At 62.0% G+C, this 15,254-nt stretch carries 12 protein-coding genes and 1 pseudogene; 6 read left to right on the forward strand and 7 right to left on the reverse strand.

Annotated features, from left to right (window positions below):
- The first annotated feature begins 82 nt into the window (after positions 1-82).
- Positions 83-700, forward strand: a complete 618-nt coding sequence (trhA, locus tag PFLQ2_RS25325) for a PAQR family membrane homeostasis protein TrhA (RefSeq protein WP_003177522.1) — start codon at positions 83-85, stop codon at positions 698-700.
- On the opposite strand, the gene PFLQ2_RS25320 is transcribed toward trhA, so the two are convergent.
- Positions 688-1,611, reverse strand: coding sequence for a LysR family transcriptional regulator (locus PFLQ2_RS25320; protein ID WP_003177523.1), 924 nt, complete (start codon positions 1,609-1,611; stop codon positions 688-690). The two genes, trhA and PFLQ2_RS25320, sit on opposite strands and share 13 nt — an antisense overlap.
- Positions 1,612-1,716: 105 nt before the next feature.
- Here PFLQ2_RS25320 and PFLQ2_RS25315 point away from each other — a divergent pair, with 105 nt between their 5' ends.
- Complete coding sequence (locus PFLQ2_RS25315; RefSeq protein ID WP_003177524.1) at positions 1,717-2,958, forward strand: D-amino acid dehydrogenase; 1,242 nt, start codon at positions 1,717-1,719, stop codon at positions 2,956-2,958.
- Positions 2,959-2,981: 23 nt separating this feature from the next.
- On the forward strand, positions 2,982-3,884 hold the full coding sequence (locus PFLQ2_RS25310; protein ID WP_003177525.1) for a transporter substrate-binding domain-containing protein: 903 nt from the start codon (positions 2,982-2,984) through the stop codon (positions 3,882-3,884).
- A 148-nt stretch (positions 3,885-4,032) separates the two neighbouring features.
- Here the strand turns inward: PFLQ2_RS25310 and PFLQ2_RS25305 are convergent, their stop codons facing one another.
- Positions 4,033-4,752, reverse strand: coding sequence for a 16S rRNA (uracil(1498)-N(3))-methyltransferase (locus PFLQ2_RS25305; RefSeq protein ID WP_003177526.1), 720 nt, complete (start codon positions 4,750-4,752; stop codon positions 4,033-4,035).
- 171 nt (positions 4,753-4,923) lie between these two features.
- Positions 4,924-6,330 carry an adenosylmethionine--8-amino-7-oxononanoate transaminase gene (locus PFLQ2_RS25300; protein ID WP_003177527.1) on the reverse strand — a complete coding sequence of 469 codons (1,407 nt, stop codon included), beginning with the start codon at positions 6,328-6,330 and terminating at the stop codon, positions 4,924-4,926.
- A 224-nt stretch (positions 6,331-6,554) separates the two neighbouring features.
- Between PFLQ2_RS25300 and PFLQ2_RS25295 the strand changes: the two genes are divergently transcribed.
- The 3 genes from PFLQ2_RS25295 (at position 6,555) to PFLQ2_RS25285 (ending at position 9,803) form a co-directional block, all read left to right on the forward strand.
- Positions 6,555-8,321 carry a flavin monoamine oxidase family protein gene (locus PFLQ2_RS25295; protein ID WP_003177528.1) on the forward strand — a complete coding sequence of 589 codons (1,767 nt, stop codon included), beginning with the start codon at positions 6,555-6,557 and terminating at the stop codon, positions 8,319-8,321.
- A 301-nt stretch (positions 8,322-8,622) separates the two neighbouring features.
- On the forward strand, positions 8,623-9,174 hold the full coding sequence (locus tag PFLQ2_RS25290; RefSeq protein WP_003177529.1) for a cytochrome b: 552 nt from the start codon (positions 8,623-8,625) through the stop codon (positions 9,172-9,174).
- Positions 9,175-9,206: 32 nt separating this feature from the next.
- Entirely contained in the window at positions 9,207-9,803 is a 597-nt protein-coding gene (locus PFLQ2_RS25285; RefSeq protein WP_003177530.1) for a YceI family protein, read from the forward strand.
- Positions 9,804-10,199: 396 nt separating this feature from the next.
- Here the strand turns inward: PFLQ2_RS25285 and PFLQ2_RS25280 are convergent, their stop codons facing one another.
- From PFLQ2_RS25280 to metF, 4 genes and pseudogenes are all read right to left on the reverse strand, one after another.
- On the reverse strand, positions 10,200-12,065 hold the full coding sequence (locus PFLQ2_RS25280; RefSeq protein ID WP_003177531.1) for a DEAD/DEAH box helicase: 1,866 nt from the start codon (positions 12,063-12,065) through the stop codon (positions 10,200-10,202).
- Between the two features lie 231 nt (positions 12,066-12,296).
- Positions 12,297-13,107 (reverse strand): annotated as a pseudogene (locus PFLQ2_RS25275) (substrate-binding periplasmic protein); the annotation flags it as partial.
- 55 nt (positions 13,108-13,162) lie between these two features.
- A complete protein-coding gene (locus PFLQ2_RS25270) occupies positions 13,163-14,245 on the reverse strand; it encodes a hypothetical protein (RefSeq protein ID WP_003177533.1) in 1,083 nt (360 codons plus the stop codon).
- An 83-nt stretch (positions 14,246-14,328) separates the two neighbouring features.
- A complete protein-coding gene (gene metF, locus PFLQ2_RS25265) occupies positions 14,329-15,174 on the reverse strand; it encodes a methylenetetrahydrofolate reductase [NAD(P)H] (RefSeq protein WP_003177534.1) in 846 nt (281 codons plus the stop codon).
- Positions 15,175-15,254: the final 80 nt, after the last annotated feature.

A 15,254-nucleotide genomic window follows, 5' to 3' on the forward strand; every position in this document is an offset into this window, starting at 1 on the left:
TAGGTAGCTTGAGCAAACCATTGCACTTTGCAGCGCCAAGCCTGAGCCTTGGCGCCTGTTTCGCAAATTGAGGTGGGATGGGATGTATCACGGGGAACGACTCAACGCCTGGACGCACCTGGTCGGGGCGGTGGCGGCTTTTATCGGCGCGGTGTGGTTGCTGGTGATTGCCGGGATGGCCGGCGATCCATGGAAGATCGTCAGTGTGGCGATTTACGGGTTCACTTTGCTGGTGCTGTACAGCGCTTCGACGGTTTACCACAGCGTGCGCGGGCGCAAAAAGGCGATCATGCAAAAGGTCGATCACTTTTCGATCTACCTGCTGATCGCCGGCAGCTACACGCCGTTCTGCCTGGTAACGTTGCGCGGGCCCTGGGGCTGGACCTTGTTCGGGATCGTCTGGGGCCTGGCGCTGATCGGAATCTTGCAGGAGATCAAGCCGCGTTCCGAAGCGCGAATCCTGTCGATCGTGATCTACGCCGTGATGGGCTGGATCGTGCTGGTGGCGGTCAAGCCCTTGCTGGCGGCCCTGGGCAGTGCCGGGTTTGCCTGGCTGGCCTCGGGCGGCGTGCTGTACACCGTGGGCATCATCTTTTTTGCCCTCGACCATCGGCTGCGCCACGCCCATGGCATCTGGCACCTGTTTGTCATGGCCGGCAGTTTGCTGCACTTCGTGGCGATTCTGTTCTACGTGCTCTGAGCGGTCGCGAACAGGCGATCAAGTTGCGCCTGGGCCTGGCTGGCGAAGATTTCCAGCAACGCGCCCACGGTATGGGCGGGTGCCTCGTTGGCCCGGGTCACGGCGTACAGGGTAATGGGCAACGGCGGCGACAACGGCCGGATCGCCGTGAGGGTGTCCGAGGCGCCCAGGGCCGTGAACGGGTCGATCACCGCCAGCCCGGCACCCGACTCGACCATCGCCCTGGCCAATGAATACGTCTGCACGGAGATGCTGATGCGCGGCGGCGGTTCCACAGACTTCAGATAACCGTCCAGCTTGGCCGACAGTGGGTCGGCGCTGGACAGACCGATCAACGGTGCTCCGGCCAGCTCCTGTAACGGCATCGGCTGACCCACTGCCGCGTCCCCCCAGTAACCGCTCGGCGCCAGGGCCACCAGCACGCCGTTGGCCAGGGCCTGGGCCTTGAGCCCGGGGTGTTCGGGCGGTTGCAGGGTCAGGGCGACGTCGATTTCGCGCATCAACAGGTTTTGCACCAGCTCGCGGCTGTGAGCGCTGGACAGTTCACAGGCGATGTCCGGGTAGCGGCGGGTCCATTGGTGGATCGCTGCCGGCATCAACGACAAGGCCAGGGCCGGTGTCGCGCCGATCCGCAGGCTGTGCCCCGGCTCGCGGCGCAGGCTCTGGGCCAACCGTCGCACGCCTTGCAGGCTTTCGCTAACCTTGTCGACTTCACGCTCCAGCTCCAGCGCTTCCGGCGTGGCCTGCAACTTGCCGCGCACCCGCAGGAACAGCGCGAACCCCAGCTGTTGCTCGGCATGCTGCAACACTTTGCTTACCGCCGGTTGCGAGACGTGCAGCAGTTGCGCGGCGCCGCTGATGGAGCCGGTCTGGCGGATGGCCTGGAAAATCTCGATGTGGCGAAGGCGCATGACGGGCCCATAACCTTTGTTTATAGGAGGGCTATCTTTATTCATTGTTCGAGCACTGTCACCTGCTCCTAATCTGCGCCTATCGGAAACAGATGTGAGGCGGACATGGTTCAGCGGGTATGCATCATTGGCGGCGGCGTGGTCGGCTTGGCGACGGCTTATGCGCTGGTTCGCGACGGCATCGACGTGACGTTGGTGGAGGCCCGGGCTGCGCTGGGCAGCGAAACCAGTTTCGCCAATGGCGGGCAGTTGTCCTACCGCTATGTCGCCCCATTGGCGGATGCCGGCGTGCCCTGGCAAGCGCTGGGCTGGATGCTGCGCACGGACTCGCCGCTCAAGCTGCGCCCGCGCCTGGACCCGGCGCAGTGGCGCTGGATGGCCGCGTTCATCGGTGCCTGCCGGACCTCGGTGAACCGGCGCAACGGCAGCCACCTGCTGCGCCTGGCACTGTTGAGCCAAGCCACCTTGCAGGGTTGGCGTGAAGACGACGGCCTCGACGGTTTCGACTGGCGGCGCAACGGCAAGCTGGTGATGTTCCGCGACGCCGGGCATTTCCAGCGGGCGCGGCAAGGGCTGGCGGACAGCGCTCATCAACAAGTGCTTGGCCCCGCTGAATGCGCGAGCCTGGAACCGGCCCTGGCTGATGTACCGTTCGTGGGCGGGATCTATACGCCGGATGAAGAAGTCGCCGATTGTCACGCCTTTTGTCAGCGATTGGCGGCCCGCCTGCGCGCGTCGGGGCGTTGCGAATTTCTGTTGGGACATCCGGTGACTGCCATTGACCATGCCGCTGGAACGGTCCGGGCCGTTGAATTGAACGGACAACAGTTGCCGGTCGAGCACTTGGTGATCGCCGCCGGCCACCGCAGCGCCGCGCTCGCGTTGCCCGATTTGCGCATGCCGCTTTACCCGCTCAAAGGCTACAGCCTGAGCGTGCCCATCGGCGCGCAGCATCGGGCGCCGGAGCTGAGCATCACCGACTACGACCGCAAGATGGTCTACGCGCGCATCGGCGAACAGCTGCGTGTCGCGGCGATGGTGGACATCGTTGGTTTCGACCCGTCACCGGACCCCAAGCGCCTGGCCCTGATCAAACGCCAGGCCGTGGAGACCTTTCCCCTGGCCGGGGATTATGCCCATGCGATCGAATGGGCCGGCATGCGCCCGGCCACTCCCAGCGGCGTACCGCTGATCGGCGCCACCGGCTACCGTAACCTATGGCTCAACCTCGGCCATGGCGCCTTGGGTTTTACCCTGGCCTGCGGCAGCGCCCGCTTGCTCAGCGAGCTGATCCGCCGACGCCCGCCTTCCATCGATTTGCAGGGCCTCACGCCCCGCGTTGCCTGACCCACCCCCAACGGAGAATAACAATGCAAAAAATCACGTTGATCGGCTGCACCCTGAGCCTGCTGTTGACTGTCCAGGCCCACGCCAATGAGGCGCCCCAGAGCGGCACGCTGGAGAAAATCGCCAGCTCCCATAGCATTACCTTGGGTTATCGCGATGCTTCGGTGCCGTTTTCCTATGTGGGTGACAGCAGCGGCAAGCCGATGGGTTACTCGGTGGACCTGGCGAGCAAGATCGTCGAGCGTATCCAGAAACAACTGGCGCTGCCGCAACTGCAAGTCAAATACAACCTGGTCACTTCCCAGACCCGCATCCCGCTGGTGCAAAACGGCACCGTGGACCTGGAGTGTGGCTCTACCGGGGTGACCGCCGAGCGGCAGAAACAGGTGGCGTTTTCCTACGGCTTCATCTATGTGAAGGGCCAACTGCTGACGGCCAAGGACAGTGGCATCAATAGCTTCGCCGACCTGCGCGGCAAGAACGTGGTAACCACCGCCGGGACCACCAATGAACGCTTCCTGAAAAGCTACAACCAGGACAACAAGCTCGACATGTTCGTCATCAGCGCCAAGGACCACGGCGAGGCCTTCCAGATGCTCGAAACCGGGCGTGCGGCGGCGTTCTACATGGACGATGCGCTGCTCTATGGCGAGCGGGCCAAGGCCCGTGATCCGCACAAATGGGTGGTGGTAGGCCAAGAGCAGTCGCGGGAAATCTACAGCTGCATGGTGCGCAAGGACGACCCGCAATTGCTGGCGCTGGTCAACGCGACCCTGGCGGATCTGTACAAGTCGGGAGAGATCAACGACATCTACGACCGTTGGTTCCAGAAACCGATCCCGCCCAAGGGCTTGAACCTGGAATTCCCGATGACCAGCGAGTTGAAGGCGATCATTGCCAAGCCGACGAGTGATCCGGTGCAGTAAGTCATCCGGATATCCACGGGGCCACTGTGGGAGCGGGCTTGCTCGCGAAAGCGGTGCGTCAGTCACTATTTATGCTGGCTGACACACCGCGTTCGCGAGCAAGCCCGCTCCCACGAGTGATCTTCGGCGGCTGCGAAGCCTGCGATGACTAGAAATCCCCCCACAACTGCTGCGCCACTGCCAACGCCACCACAGGCGCGGTTTCGGTGCGCAGTACGCGGGGGCCGAGTCGGGCGGCGTGGTAGCCAGCAGTCTTGGCCTGTTCGACTTCGGCATCCGACAGGCCGCCCTCGGGGCCGATCAGGAACGCCAGCGTCGACGGCTTGGCGTGGCTGACCAGCGGTTCGGCGACGGGGTGCAGCACCAGCTTCAGCTCGGCCTCGGTCTGCTTCAGCCAATCGGCCAACAGCAGCGGCGGATGGATCAGCGGCACGGTGGAGCGCCCGCACTGCTCGCAGGCGCTGATTGCCACCTGGCGCCAGTGCAGCAGGCGTTTATCGGCGCGCTCGTCCTTGAGGCGTACTTCGCAGCGCTCGCTGAATATTGGCGTGATCTCGCTGACGCCCAGTTCGGTGGCTTTCTGAATGGCCCAATCCATGCGCTCGCCCCGCGACAAACCCTGGCCGAGGTGGATATGCAGCGGCGACTCAACCTGCCCCGCGAACTGCTCGTCCAGTTGCACCCGCACGCGTTTCTTGCCGACCTCGGCCAGCGTGCCGCGAAACTCCTGGCCGGAGCCGTCGAATACCTGCACCGCATCGCCTTCGGCCATGCGCAGCACACGGCCGATGTAATGGGCCTGGGCTTCGGGCAACTCGTGATCGCCGAGGCTCAGCGGGGCGTCGATGAAGAAGCGGGACAGTCTCATGCTTAGTTCTCTATTGAATCTGAATTCGACATTGCGGCGAGGGTGCTTTTGTGGCGAGGGAGCTTGCTCCCGCTCGGCCGGGCTGGCGCTCCAGGGCGCAGCGCCCGCTCTTCTTTAGGGCCGCTTCGCAGCCCAGCGGGAGCAAGCTCCCTCGCCACAGAGAATTGCCTGTCAGCCTGGATCACGGAACCCCGGATGGAAGTCCTTCGGCACCGCCACGCTGACCTTGTCCCGGGTCGCGATGTCGATGCCTTCGCTGGCCACTTCGGCGAGGAAGTCGATCTGCTCGGGCGTGATGACATACGGCGGCAGGAAATACACCACGCTGCCCAGCGGGCGCAGCAACGCACCGCGCTCCAGGGCATGCTGGAACACCGTCAGGCCACGTCGCTCCTGCCACGGATAGGCGGTCTTGCTGGCCTTGTCCTTGACCATCTCGATGGCCAGGACCATGCCGGTCTGGCGCACTTCGGACACCTTCGGATGGTCGGCCAGGTGCGCGGTGGCGCTGGCCATGCGCTGGGCCAGGGCCTTGTTGTTTGCGATGACGTTGTCTTCTTCGAAGATATCCAGCGTCGCCAGGGCCGCCGCGCAGGCCAGCGGGTTGCCCGTGTAGCTATGGGAATGCAGGAAGGCGCGCAGGGTCGGATAGTCATCGTAGAAGGCGTTGTAGACCTCATCGGTGGTCACGCACGCCGCCAGCGGCAGATAGCCGCCGGTCAGGGCCTTGGACAGGCAGAGGAAGTCCGGCGTGATGCCGGCCTGCTCACAGGCGAACATCGTTCCGGTGCGGCCGAAGCCCACGGCGATTTCGTCATGGATCAGGTGCACGCCGTAGCGATCGCAGGCCTCGCGCAGCAGCTTCAGGTACACCGGGTGATACATGCGCATACCGCCCGCGCCCTGGATCAGCGGCTCGACGATCACTGCCGCGACGGTGTCGTGGTGTTCGGCCAGGGTCTGCTCCATGGCGGCGAACATCGTGCGCGAGTGTTCCTCCCAGCTCATGCCCTCGGGGCGGTGGTAGCAGTCGGGGCTAGGCACCTTGAGGGTATCGAGCAGCAGCGCCTTGTAGGTTTCGGTAAACAGCGGCACGTCGCCCACCGACATCGCCGCGATGGTTTCGCCGTGGTAGCTGTTGCTCAGGGTGACGAAGCGCTTCTTGTCCGGCCGGCCGCGATTGATCCAGTAGTGGAAGCTCATCTTCATCGCCACTTCGATGCAGGACGAGCCGTTATCGGCGTAGAAGCATCGGGTCAGGCCATCGGGCGTCATCCTCACCAGGCGCTCGGACAGTTCGATCACCGGCTGATGGCTGAATCCGGCGAGGATCACATGTTCCAACTGATCGACCTGATCCTTGATCCGCTGGTTGATGCGCGGGTTGGCGTGGCCAAACACGTTGACCCACCAGGAGCTGACGGCATCGAGGTAGCGCTTGCCTTCGAAGTCTTCCAGCCACACGCCTTCGCCGCGCTTGATGGGGATCAGCGGCAGCTGTTCGTGATCTTTCATCTGGGTGCAGGGATGCCACAGCACTGCGAGATCCCGTTGCATCCATTGGTTATTCAGGCCCATTTACAGTCTCCTCGAGGCGGCTCGCGGCGGGCGCGGGCAAAACAATCGCGCAAGCCTATGCAATGGCGGCCGTGGGGACAACCCATTGTGTCGTACCAGCTACTTTGGGCGAGGCGATAGACGTCGCTGGCGGCGTTTTGATGGCTGACGTATTCTTCGCCGTTCTCTGAGCCGCCTGGCTCCAATAACTGAAATTTCCTACGTTTTATTCCGGAGTTCGTTGAATGTCTGCTGGTTGGCTGCGCGCCTGTGCGCTGGTGATGATAGGGCTGTTCAGCGTTTCGGCGCTGGCCAAGGACAAACAACCGACGGCCATCGTCATCGGCGGTGGACTGGCGGGGCTCACGGCAGCCTACGAGTTGCAGAACAAGGGCTGGATGGTGACGCTGCTCGAAGCCAAGCCTGACCTGGGCGGCCGCTCTGGCATGGCCACCAGCGAGTGGATCGGCAATGACAAGACCCAGCCGGTGCTGAACAAATACGTTTCCACATTCAAGCTGAGCACCACGCCGGCACCGGAATTCGTGCGTACCCCCAGCTACCTGATCGACGGCACCTACTTCACCGCCGCCGACCTGGCGACCAAGCAGCCAGCCACCGCCGAAGCCATCAAGCGCTACGAAACTACCCTGGACGACCTGGCGCGCTCCATCGAGGACCCGCAGAACCCGGCTGCCAACAGCACCTTGCATGCCTTGGACCAGATCACCGTGTCCAACTGGCTCGACCGCCTGCAACTGCCGGCCACTGCGCGACAACTGGTCAACCAGGAAATCCGCACCCGCTACGACGAACCTTCGCGCCTGTCGCTGCTGTATTTCGCACAGCAGAGCCGGGTCTATCGTGGCGTGGCCGACCGCGACCTGCGGGCCTCGCGCCTGCTCGGTGGCAGCCCGGTATTGGCCCAGGCGTTCGTCAAGCAACTGAAAACCATCAAGACCAATTCGCCGGTATCGGCCATTAACCAGGACAAGGACGGCGTGACCGTCAAGGTCGGCAGCGTTGGCTATCAGGCCGACTATGTGGTGCTGGCCGTGCCTTTGCGGGCCCTGAACAAGATCCAACTGACGCCGGCCCTGGATGCCCAGCATCAAGGCGCGATCAAGGGCACCAACTACGGTTGGCGCGACCAGATCATGCTCAAGTTCAAGACCCCGGTCTGGGACAGCAAGGCGCGCATGTCGGGCGAGATCTACAGCAACGCAGGCCTGGGCATGATGTGGATCGAGCCGGCCATGAAGGGCGGCGCCAACGTCGTCATCAACCTGTCCGGCGACAATGCCCGGGTGATGCAGGCCTTCGGCGACAAGCAGATGGTCGACCAGGTGCTGATCCGCCTGCACGCGTTTTATCCACAGGCCCGTGGCGCCTTTACCGGCTATGAAATCCGCCGCTACAGCACCGATCCCTCCATGGGCGGCGCCTACCTGGCCTTTGGTCCCGGCCAGATCAGCAAATACTGGCGCCTGTGGGAAAAACCATTGCAGCGCGTAGCCTTTGCCGGCGAGCACACCGACACCCTCTACCCTGGCACCCTTGAAGGCGCCCTGCGCAGTGGTCAGCGGGCAGCCAGCCAGGTTGAAGACCTGGCCGCGGGCAAGTCGTTCGAACCAGCCAAGGTCGTTCCGGCCGCGACGGCGGCAGCGGCCGGTGCAGTGGCGGCGAAGAAAGGCAACTTCTTCACCAATCTGTTCGGTGGCTCGGATGACGACAAGAAGCCGGAGCCGGTCAAGGCCCCCGAGCCGGTCGCGCCCACTCCGGCCCCAGCCCCAGCGCCGGTACCCGCTCCAGCGCCGGTTGCGCCACCTGCACCTGCGGCACCGGTAAAAGCCGAGCCGACCAAAAAGGCAGCGGCCAAAGCCACGCCGAAGAAATCGACAGCCAAGACCCCGGCTAAAAAAGCCCCGGCAAAGGCCCCGGTGAAAAAGGCAGAGCCAGCGAAGAAGCCAGCGGCGAAACCGGCAGCGACCCCTGAGACCCAGGCTCAATAACGTTCAGGCGTAAAAAAAAAAGCGCGGCCCTGAGGTCGCGCTTTTTTTGCCTATTCATCAGCGTGAAATATCCGACCTGCTTGGGCAGTGCTCTACCTGAGCTTGCTCGCGATGAGGTCCCTACGGACCCCAACGGCTGTCTGTGCCCTCGCCATCACCCATCATTTATTCTTTAATCTTTCCTTAACCCACCCCCACCAGACTGATGATCGTATTTCTCGATATTTCAAAGCGAAATTTTCCGCTTTAAATCGATAGATAACTCGCTAGTCTTGGTCGCAGTTTTTACAGGATATGAGCAATGCAGCTACGCAACTCTGCTTCTCGTTATGGCTGGGTCAGCCTCGTTCTGCACTGGGGCGTCGCGCTGGCGGTGTACGGGCTATTCGCCCTGGGCTTGTGGATGGTCGGTCTGGATTACTACAGCACTTGGCGAAAAGACGCGCCGGACCTGCACAAGAGCATTGGCCTGGTGCTGCTCGCGGTCATGTTGCTGCGAGTGATCTGGCGTTTTGTCAGCCCGCCGCCCTCGACCCTGCAAAGCTATGGCCGCCTGACGCGTATCAGCGCCAAGCTTGGTCATAGCGCACTGTATCTCGGGTTGTTCGCCGTGATGATCGCTGGTTACCTGATTTCCACCGCAGACGGTGTCGGGATTCCGGTGTTTGGCCTGTTTGAAGTACCCGCGCTGGTGTCCGGACTGCCCGATCAGGCAGACGTCGCTGGCGAGATTCACCTGTACCTGGCGTGGGCGTTGGTCATTTTTTCCGGCCTTCATGCGTTGGCAGCACTGAAACACCACTTTATTGACCGTGACGCGACCCTCAAGCGAATGCTGGGGCGCCAAGCCTGATGTTCAACCTCGACTCCAAAGGAATATAAAGCATGTTGAAAAAGACGCTCGCCGCCCTGGCAATCGGTTCTGCACTGTTGTCGGCCGGCCAGGCCATGGCCGCCGACTACGTCGTCGACAAGGAAGGCCAGCACGCCTTCGTCGACTTCAAGATCAGCCACTTGGGCTACAGCTACATCACCGGTACCTTCAAGGACATCGACGGCAAGTTCAGCTTCGACGCCGCCAAGCCTGAAGACAGCAAGATCGAGTTCAACGTGCGCACCGCCAGCGTGTTCACCAACCACGCCGAACGCGACAAGCACATCGCCAGCAAAGACTTCCTGGAAGTTTCCAAGTACGCCGATGCCAAGTTCGTGTCGACCAGCGTCAAGCCTACCGGTAAGAATGCTGCCGGCAAGGACACTGCCGACGTGACCGGCGACCTGACCCTGCACGGTGTGACCAAGCCAATCGTGGTCAAGGCCACTTTCCTGGGTGAAGGCAAGGATCCATGGGGCGGCTACCGTGCCGGCTTCGAGGGCACCACCAGCATCAAGCGTTCCGATTTCGGCAAAATGATGGACCTGGGTCCACAATCCGACTCCGTTGAACTGTACGTGTCGTTTGAAGGTGTCAAAGCGAAGTAATCTTCGCACTGACAAAAAACGGCCCTGGTCTTGCGATCAGGGGCGTTTTTTATTGCCACGAGAAAATCAAACAAACAGCGCAATCCCCTGTGGGAGCTAATGCTGTTCATTTAAGAAAGATGATGGACCTGTGGCCAGAGATTGCTCCCGCTCGGCTGCGAAGCAGTCGTAAACCGGCGGGTGCGGTGTGTCTGATGCTCCGCATTTGGCCGGTTTTGGGGCCGCTTCGCGGCCCAGCGGGAGCAAGCTTCCTCGCCACGGGTTTGTCGATTGCCTTAAGTGAACAGCATTACCCTATGGGAGCGGGCTTGCTCGCTCCCGCATTCAGGTTAGTGGCGCCCGAATGAAAATGCCCCAGGTCGCAAGACCTGGGGCATTTTTCAAGGCTTGGAAAACTCAGCGATTGCGGGTCAGCAACGCTGGCTTCTCGCCCCGTGGGCGGCTAGGCAGTTGATCCAGTTGCTCAGGCGTCGGGAAGCGATCGGCTTTCGATTCCTTGTGCATGATCTTGGGCTGGTTGCCACGCGGGTTCTGTACGGCCGGTTCCGGGCGAGGCTGCTCGTCACGGGCCGGGCGGCGAGGGCGAGTGTCGTCGCGACGAGCCTGGCCGTCACGGGGTGCGCCGTTACGTGGGCCGCTGCGCTTGGCCGGCGGGGTGCCGGTGGACGAGCCGTTGCTGTTGCGTGGCCCGTTCTGGCGACCTTGTGGCTGGCCGCCGCGCGGGGCGCCTGCACCTGCTGCGCCTGCCGCCGGGGCACCTGGGCGGCGACCGCGACCTTGGGCCGGTTTCTGCTGCGGTACGTAGTCGACGCGGTTACCAAAGTTATCGACATCGTCGTCCAGGAACTCGTCCGGGGCACGATCAGCCGCGGGGCGTGGTGCCGGACGCTGTTGTTCACGAGCCGGGGTACCTTCGCGGGGCTTCTGTTCGCGAGCCGGGCGTTCGCCACGGCTGTTGCTGGCAGGTTTTTCCTTGCCCTTGTCCTTGCCTTTGTCTTTGCGACCGCCGCCACCGCCGGTGCCATTCGGACCGTCACCGCGTGGACCGCGAGCATTGCGTGGGTTACGCACGTCCGGACGTTCACGCACTTCAGGCTTTTCGGCCTCGATAGTGCTGGCGTCGAAGCCCATCAGGTCGCCGTCGGCGATTTTCTGCTTGGTCATGCGCTCGATGCTTTTGAGCAGTTTTTCTTCGTCCGGCGCGACCAGCGAGATCGCTTCGCCCGAACGACCGGCCCGGCCGGTGCGGCCGATACGGTGCACATAGTCTTCATCGACGTTTGGCAGCTCGAAGTTGACCACGTGAGGCAACTGATCGATGTCCAGGCCACGGGCGGCGATGTCGGTGGCAACCAGGATGCGCACTTCGCCGGCCTTGAAATCAGCCAGGGCCTTGGTGCGAGCGTTCTGGCTCTTGTTGCCATGGATCGCCACGGCCGGCAGGCCATGCTTGTCCAGGTATTCGGCCAGGCGGTTGGCGCCATGCTTGGTGCGCGTGAACACCAGGACCTGTTCCCAGGCGCCAGCGGTGATCAGGTGTGCCAGCAGTGCACGCTTGTGGCTGGCTGGCAGGCGGAATACGCGCTGCTCGATGCGCTCGACCGTGGTGTTGGGCGGCGTCACCTCGATGCGTTCCGGGTTGTGCAGCAGCTTGCCGGCCAAGTCCGTGATGTCCTTGGAGAACGTCGCCGAAAACAGCAGGTTCTGGCGCTTGGCAGGCAGGCGGGCGAGGACTTTCTTCACGTCATGGACGAAGCCCATGTCGAGCATGCGGTCGGCTTCGTCCAGCACGAGGATTTCAACGTGGGACAAGTCGACACTGCCCTGGCCGGCCAGGTCGAGCAGGCGGCCGGGGCAGGCCACGAGCACATCGACGCCACGGGCCATGGCCTGAACCTGGGGGTTCATGCCGACACCGCCGAAAATGCAGGCGCTGACGAATTTCAGGTCGCGAGCATAGATCTTGAAGCTCTCGTGCACCTGGGCAGCCAGTTCGCGGGTGGGGGTCAGGACCAGCACGCGCGGTTGGCGCGGGCCATGACGCTGGGATTTGTCTGGGTGACCGTTGGGAAACAACCGCTCCAGGATCGGAAGGGCGAAACCGCCGGTTTTACCAGTACCTGTCTGTGCCGCGACCATCAGGTCGCGACCTTGCAACACGGCGGGAATGGCCCGCTGTTGCACTGGGGTAGGCTGGGTGTAGCCGGCGGCTTCGATGGCGCCGACTAAAGCCTCGGAGAGACCGAGGGAAGCAAAGGACATGAGTAATCCTGTTCTAGTGAGGGCCTGGCCCAATGGGATAGTCTTGCCCGGCGCGAATGACGTTCAATTAAAAGACGTCATCCCGTCCGGTCCTGCCGGGTCTGAAAAGCGAGTCCGGACAAGGCTCGCGCGGGCTGGAAGCTGCGCTGTAGCGGTGTCGGGATGCCTTTTGCAAGACCGGGCGTCCGGGCGTGAGCCTGGCGGGAAGGCCCGAGTATAACAGAGCAAACGCCGCGCGCCGCTTTCCTGCTGCTCAACGGTTTATTTCAGTCTGGGCCGGGTCGGGTGGCGCAGCCTTGGCAATCGGGCCGGCGCCATAGCGGGCGCTCAGCTCGGCATAGCCCGGTTCGCGCTTGAACCGCTTGAGCTCGGCGCCAAAACGCTGCACCAGCAAATCCATCCCGGCGTTGCGCCGCACCGCCAGGTACTGGCTCTGACGGCTGACCACCAGCGGGTTTTCGGTAATTTGGTCGCCCAGTCGCATTTGCTCAAGCAGATGCCGGCCCACCCTGCGGTCGGTGATGAGCAGGTCGATGCGGCCCAATTGCAACTTCCCGAAATTGGCTTCGTGGGTCGGTGCTGTTTCACGCTCGAACAGCGGCGACTCACTGAATGCCTGGCTGTACAAGTAACCGGGCGACGTCCCGACAGTCAGGCCTCGCAGGTCATCGAGGGTACGAAACGGGTGGGGCCGGGCATTGGCATAGAACATCACGAACTCCACATCCGACAGCGGCTCGCTGGGGTAGAGCAGCGTGGCTTCGCGCTCGTCACTGTGAAAAATGTCCAGCGCACCGTCCGCGAGGCCTTGCTCCAGCATCGCCAGGCAACGCTTCCATGGCAGGAACTGCCATTCCACGTCGATACCCAGGCGCTTGAACACAATGGCGGTGGTTTCGTAGTCCAATCCCAGGGCCTTGCCGTTCTCTTCGTAGACGTATGGCGCCCAGGGTTCAGTGACGATGCGCAACTTCTCGGCCCGGGCAACCATGCTCAGGCACAAGAGGAAAATAATAGTCAGTAGGTGGGCAATGACGGGCATGGCCTGAGGTTACGACGAGAGCTCATCAAATAGCTAGAGCGCTCTGGCCTGCGCCTCAGTTGTCCTTTGCCTGCATCAGGTGTTGGTAGATGGCTGTGCGGCGTTCACCGAGTACCAGGCGGATCAGTGGATGATCGAGCCAGTGTTTGAGCTCGTGATCCGGTAATGGCTTTTTCAGGCGATTTTCGAGGTTTTCCAGGGCTTTTTCCCACCAGACCGGGGCGCACGCCTGATCGAACTGATTGGTGTGGCGGTAGCAACCATAGAGAATCTCACGCATGAATTGCCGCTTATGACGAGGTAGCGCCAGGGTGATCAATTTATAAGCCAGTCGCTGAAATGTCGGGGGCCTGGGCAGCGTAGCGGTGACTTGTCCGGTTTCATCCAATGCTTGCTGGCAGAGGGGCGCGGCACCGTGTTTGTCGAGCCAGGCCTTGGTCTTGGCGCGAAACAGTTGCTTGCGACTCCAGTAATGATGGATCAGGTCGGGGCATTCGCGCACCTGCACCGAGCGATAGGCGGCCACCGACAGGCAGAATTCCTCCAGGGTGTAGGCACCCTTCGCCAGCGGGTAAAGCTCATCCATCAAGGCGATCGAGCGATCCAGTACGGACGCGTCCACGTAGGTGAGGCCGATCACTCCAGAGTTCAGCAAGGGCATGTGGTCGTCGGCCAACTGCCGTTGGCGCAATGTGTCTGCCAACGTCAGGTAGAGCACCGAGTCCTTGTTGGCGCCATAAGGCAGACCAAAGGCGTTGCACAGCAACGTGCCCGGCCGGATACGGCGGAACAGATCGAGGGGGGAGCTGTGGAAGAACGTATCGGTGTCGATCAGCAGTGCTAACTCGACCTCTTCCAGCACTTTTTGCATCACCACATGCTTGGCACGGAAGTGATATCCGTGGGGCTCGATCCAGGCCTGGCGGGTTTCGTGATCCAAGGGGCGCAATCGTACCGGCAGCCCTTCGTACGGCGCGGGGTTATCGGTGAACACCTGGATATCCAGCGCTTCGCCCGGGGTCTTGCGCAGACCGGCCAACGCACTGGCTATGCTGAACAGCGCTTCCTGGTGATAGGTCTCGGCCCCGTAGACCAGATAAATGAGTTGGGGGGTCGTTAGCCTGTGACCATTGGGCATCTACTGCATTCCTCCAGCTTTCTTGGGTAGAAAAAAAGGCCTTGGTGTTCGCCAAGGCCTTCTTGTACCTGCGAATTAAGTCATTAACGTGGCAGTTTAAGATTGTTCCAGACGGCGAGGCTGGGTTCGGCCTGATTAAGGGTATAGAAATGCAGCCCCGGCGCACCGCCCTGCAACAAACGCTCACACATTTGCGTGATGACTTCCTCGCCGAAGCTTTGGATGCTGGAACTGTCATCACCGTAGGCTTCCAGCTGCTTGCGGATCCAGCGCGGGATTTCTGCACCGCACGCGTCGGAAAAGCGCGCAAGCTTGCTGTAATTGGTGATCGGCATGATTCCCGGCACCACAGGAATATCGACACCCATCTTGCGGATACGCTCAACAAAATAGAAATAACTGTCGGCATTGAAGAAATATTGCGTGATCGCACTATTGGCGCCGGCTTTGGCCTTGCGCACGAAATTGAGCAGATCGTCTTCGAAATTACGCGCCTGGGGGTGCATTTCCGGGTAGGCGGCCACTTCGATGTGGAAATGCTCCCCGGTTTCTTCTCGAATGAAGCTCACCAGTTCGTTGGCATGGCGCAGCTCGCCGCTGGCCATGCCCATGCCGGAGGGCAGGTCACCGCGCAGGGCGACGATGCGATTGATGCCCGCGGCCTTGTATTGCGTCAGCAGGCTGCGCAGGTCTTCCTTGCTGTCACCCACACAGGACAGGTGAGGTGCGGCCGGGACTTTGACTTCGCTTTCGAGCTGCAACACGGTGTTCATCGTGCGGTCACGGGTCGAACCGCCGGCGCCATAGGTGCAGGAGAAGAAGTCGGGGTTGTAGCTGGCCAACTGACGGGCAGTGGCGATGAGTTTTTCATGCCCAGCATCGGTCTTCGTCGGGAAGAACTCGAAGCTGTAGCGACGGTCTTGGGACATGGTCATATCCTTGGAAACTCGTAGGGCTGAAAGCCTGGCGCATCCCAATGTGGGAGCGGGCTTGCTCGCGAAGGCGGTTC

The organism is Pseudomonas fluorescens Q2-87 (assembly GCF_000281895.1).
GTDB classification, from domain to species: domain Bacteria; phylum Pseudomonadota; class Gammaproteobacteria; order Pseudomonadales; family Pseudomonadaceae; genus Aquipseudomonas; species Aquipseudomonas fluorescens_S.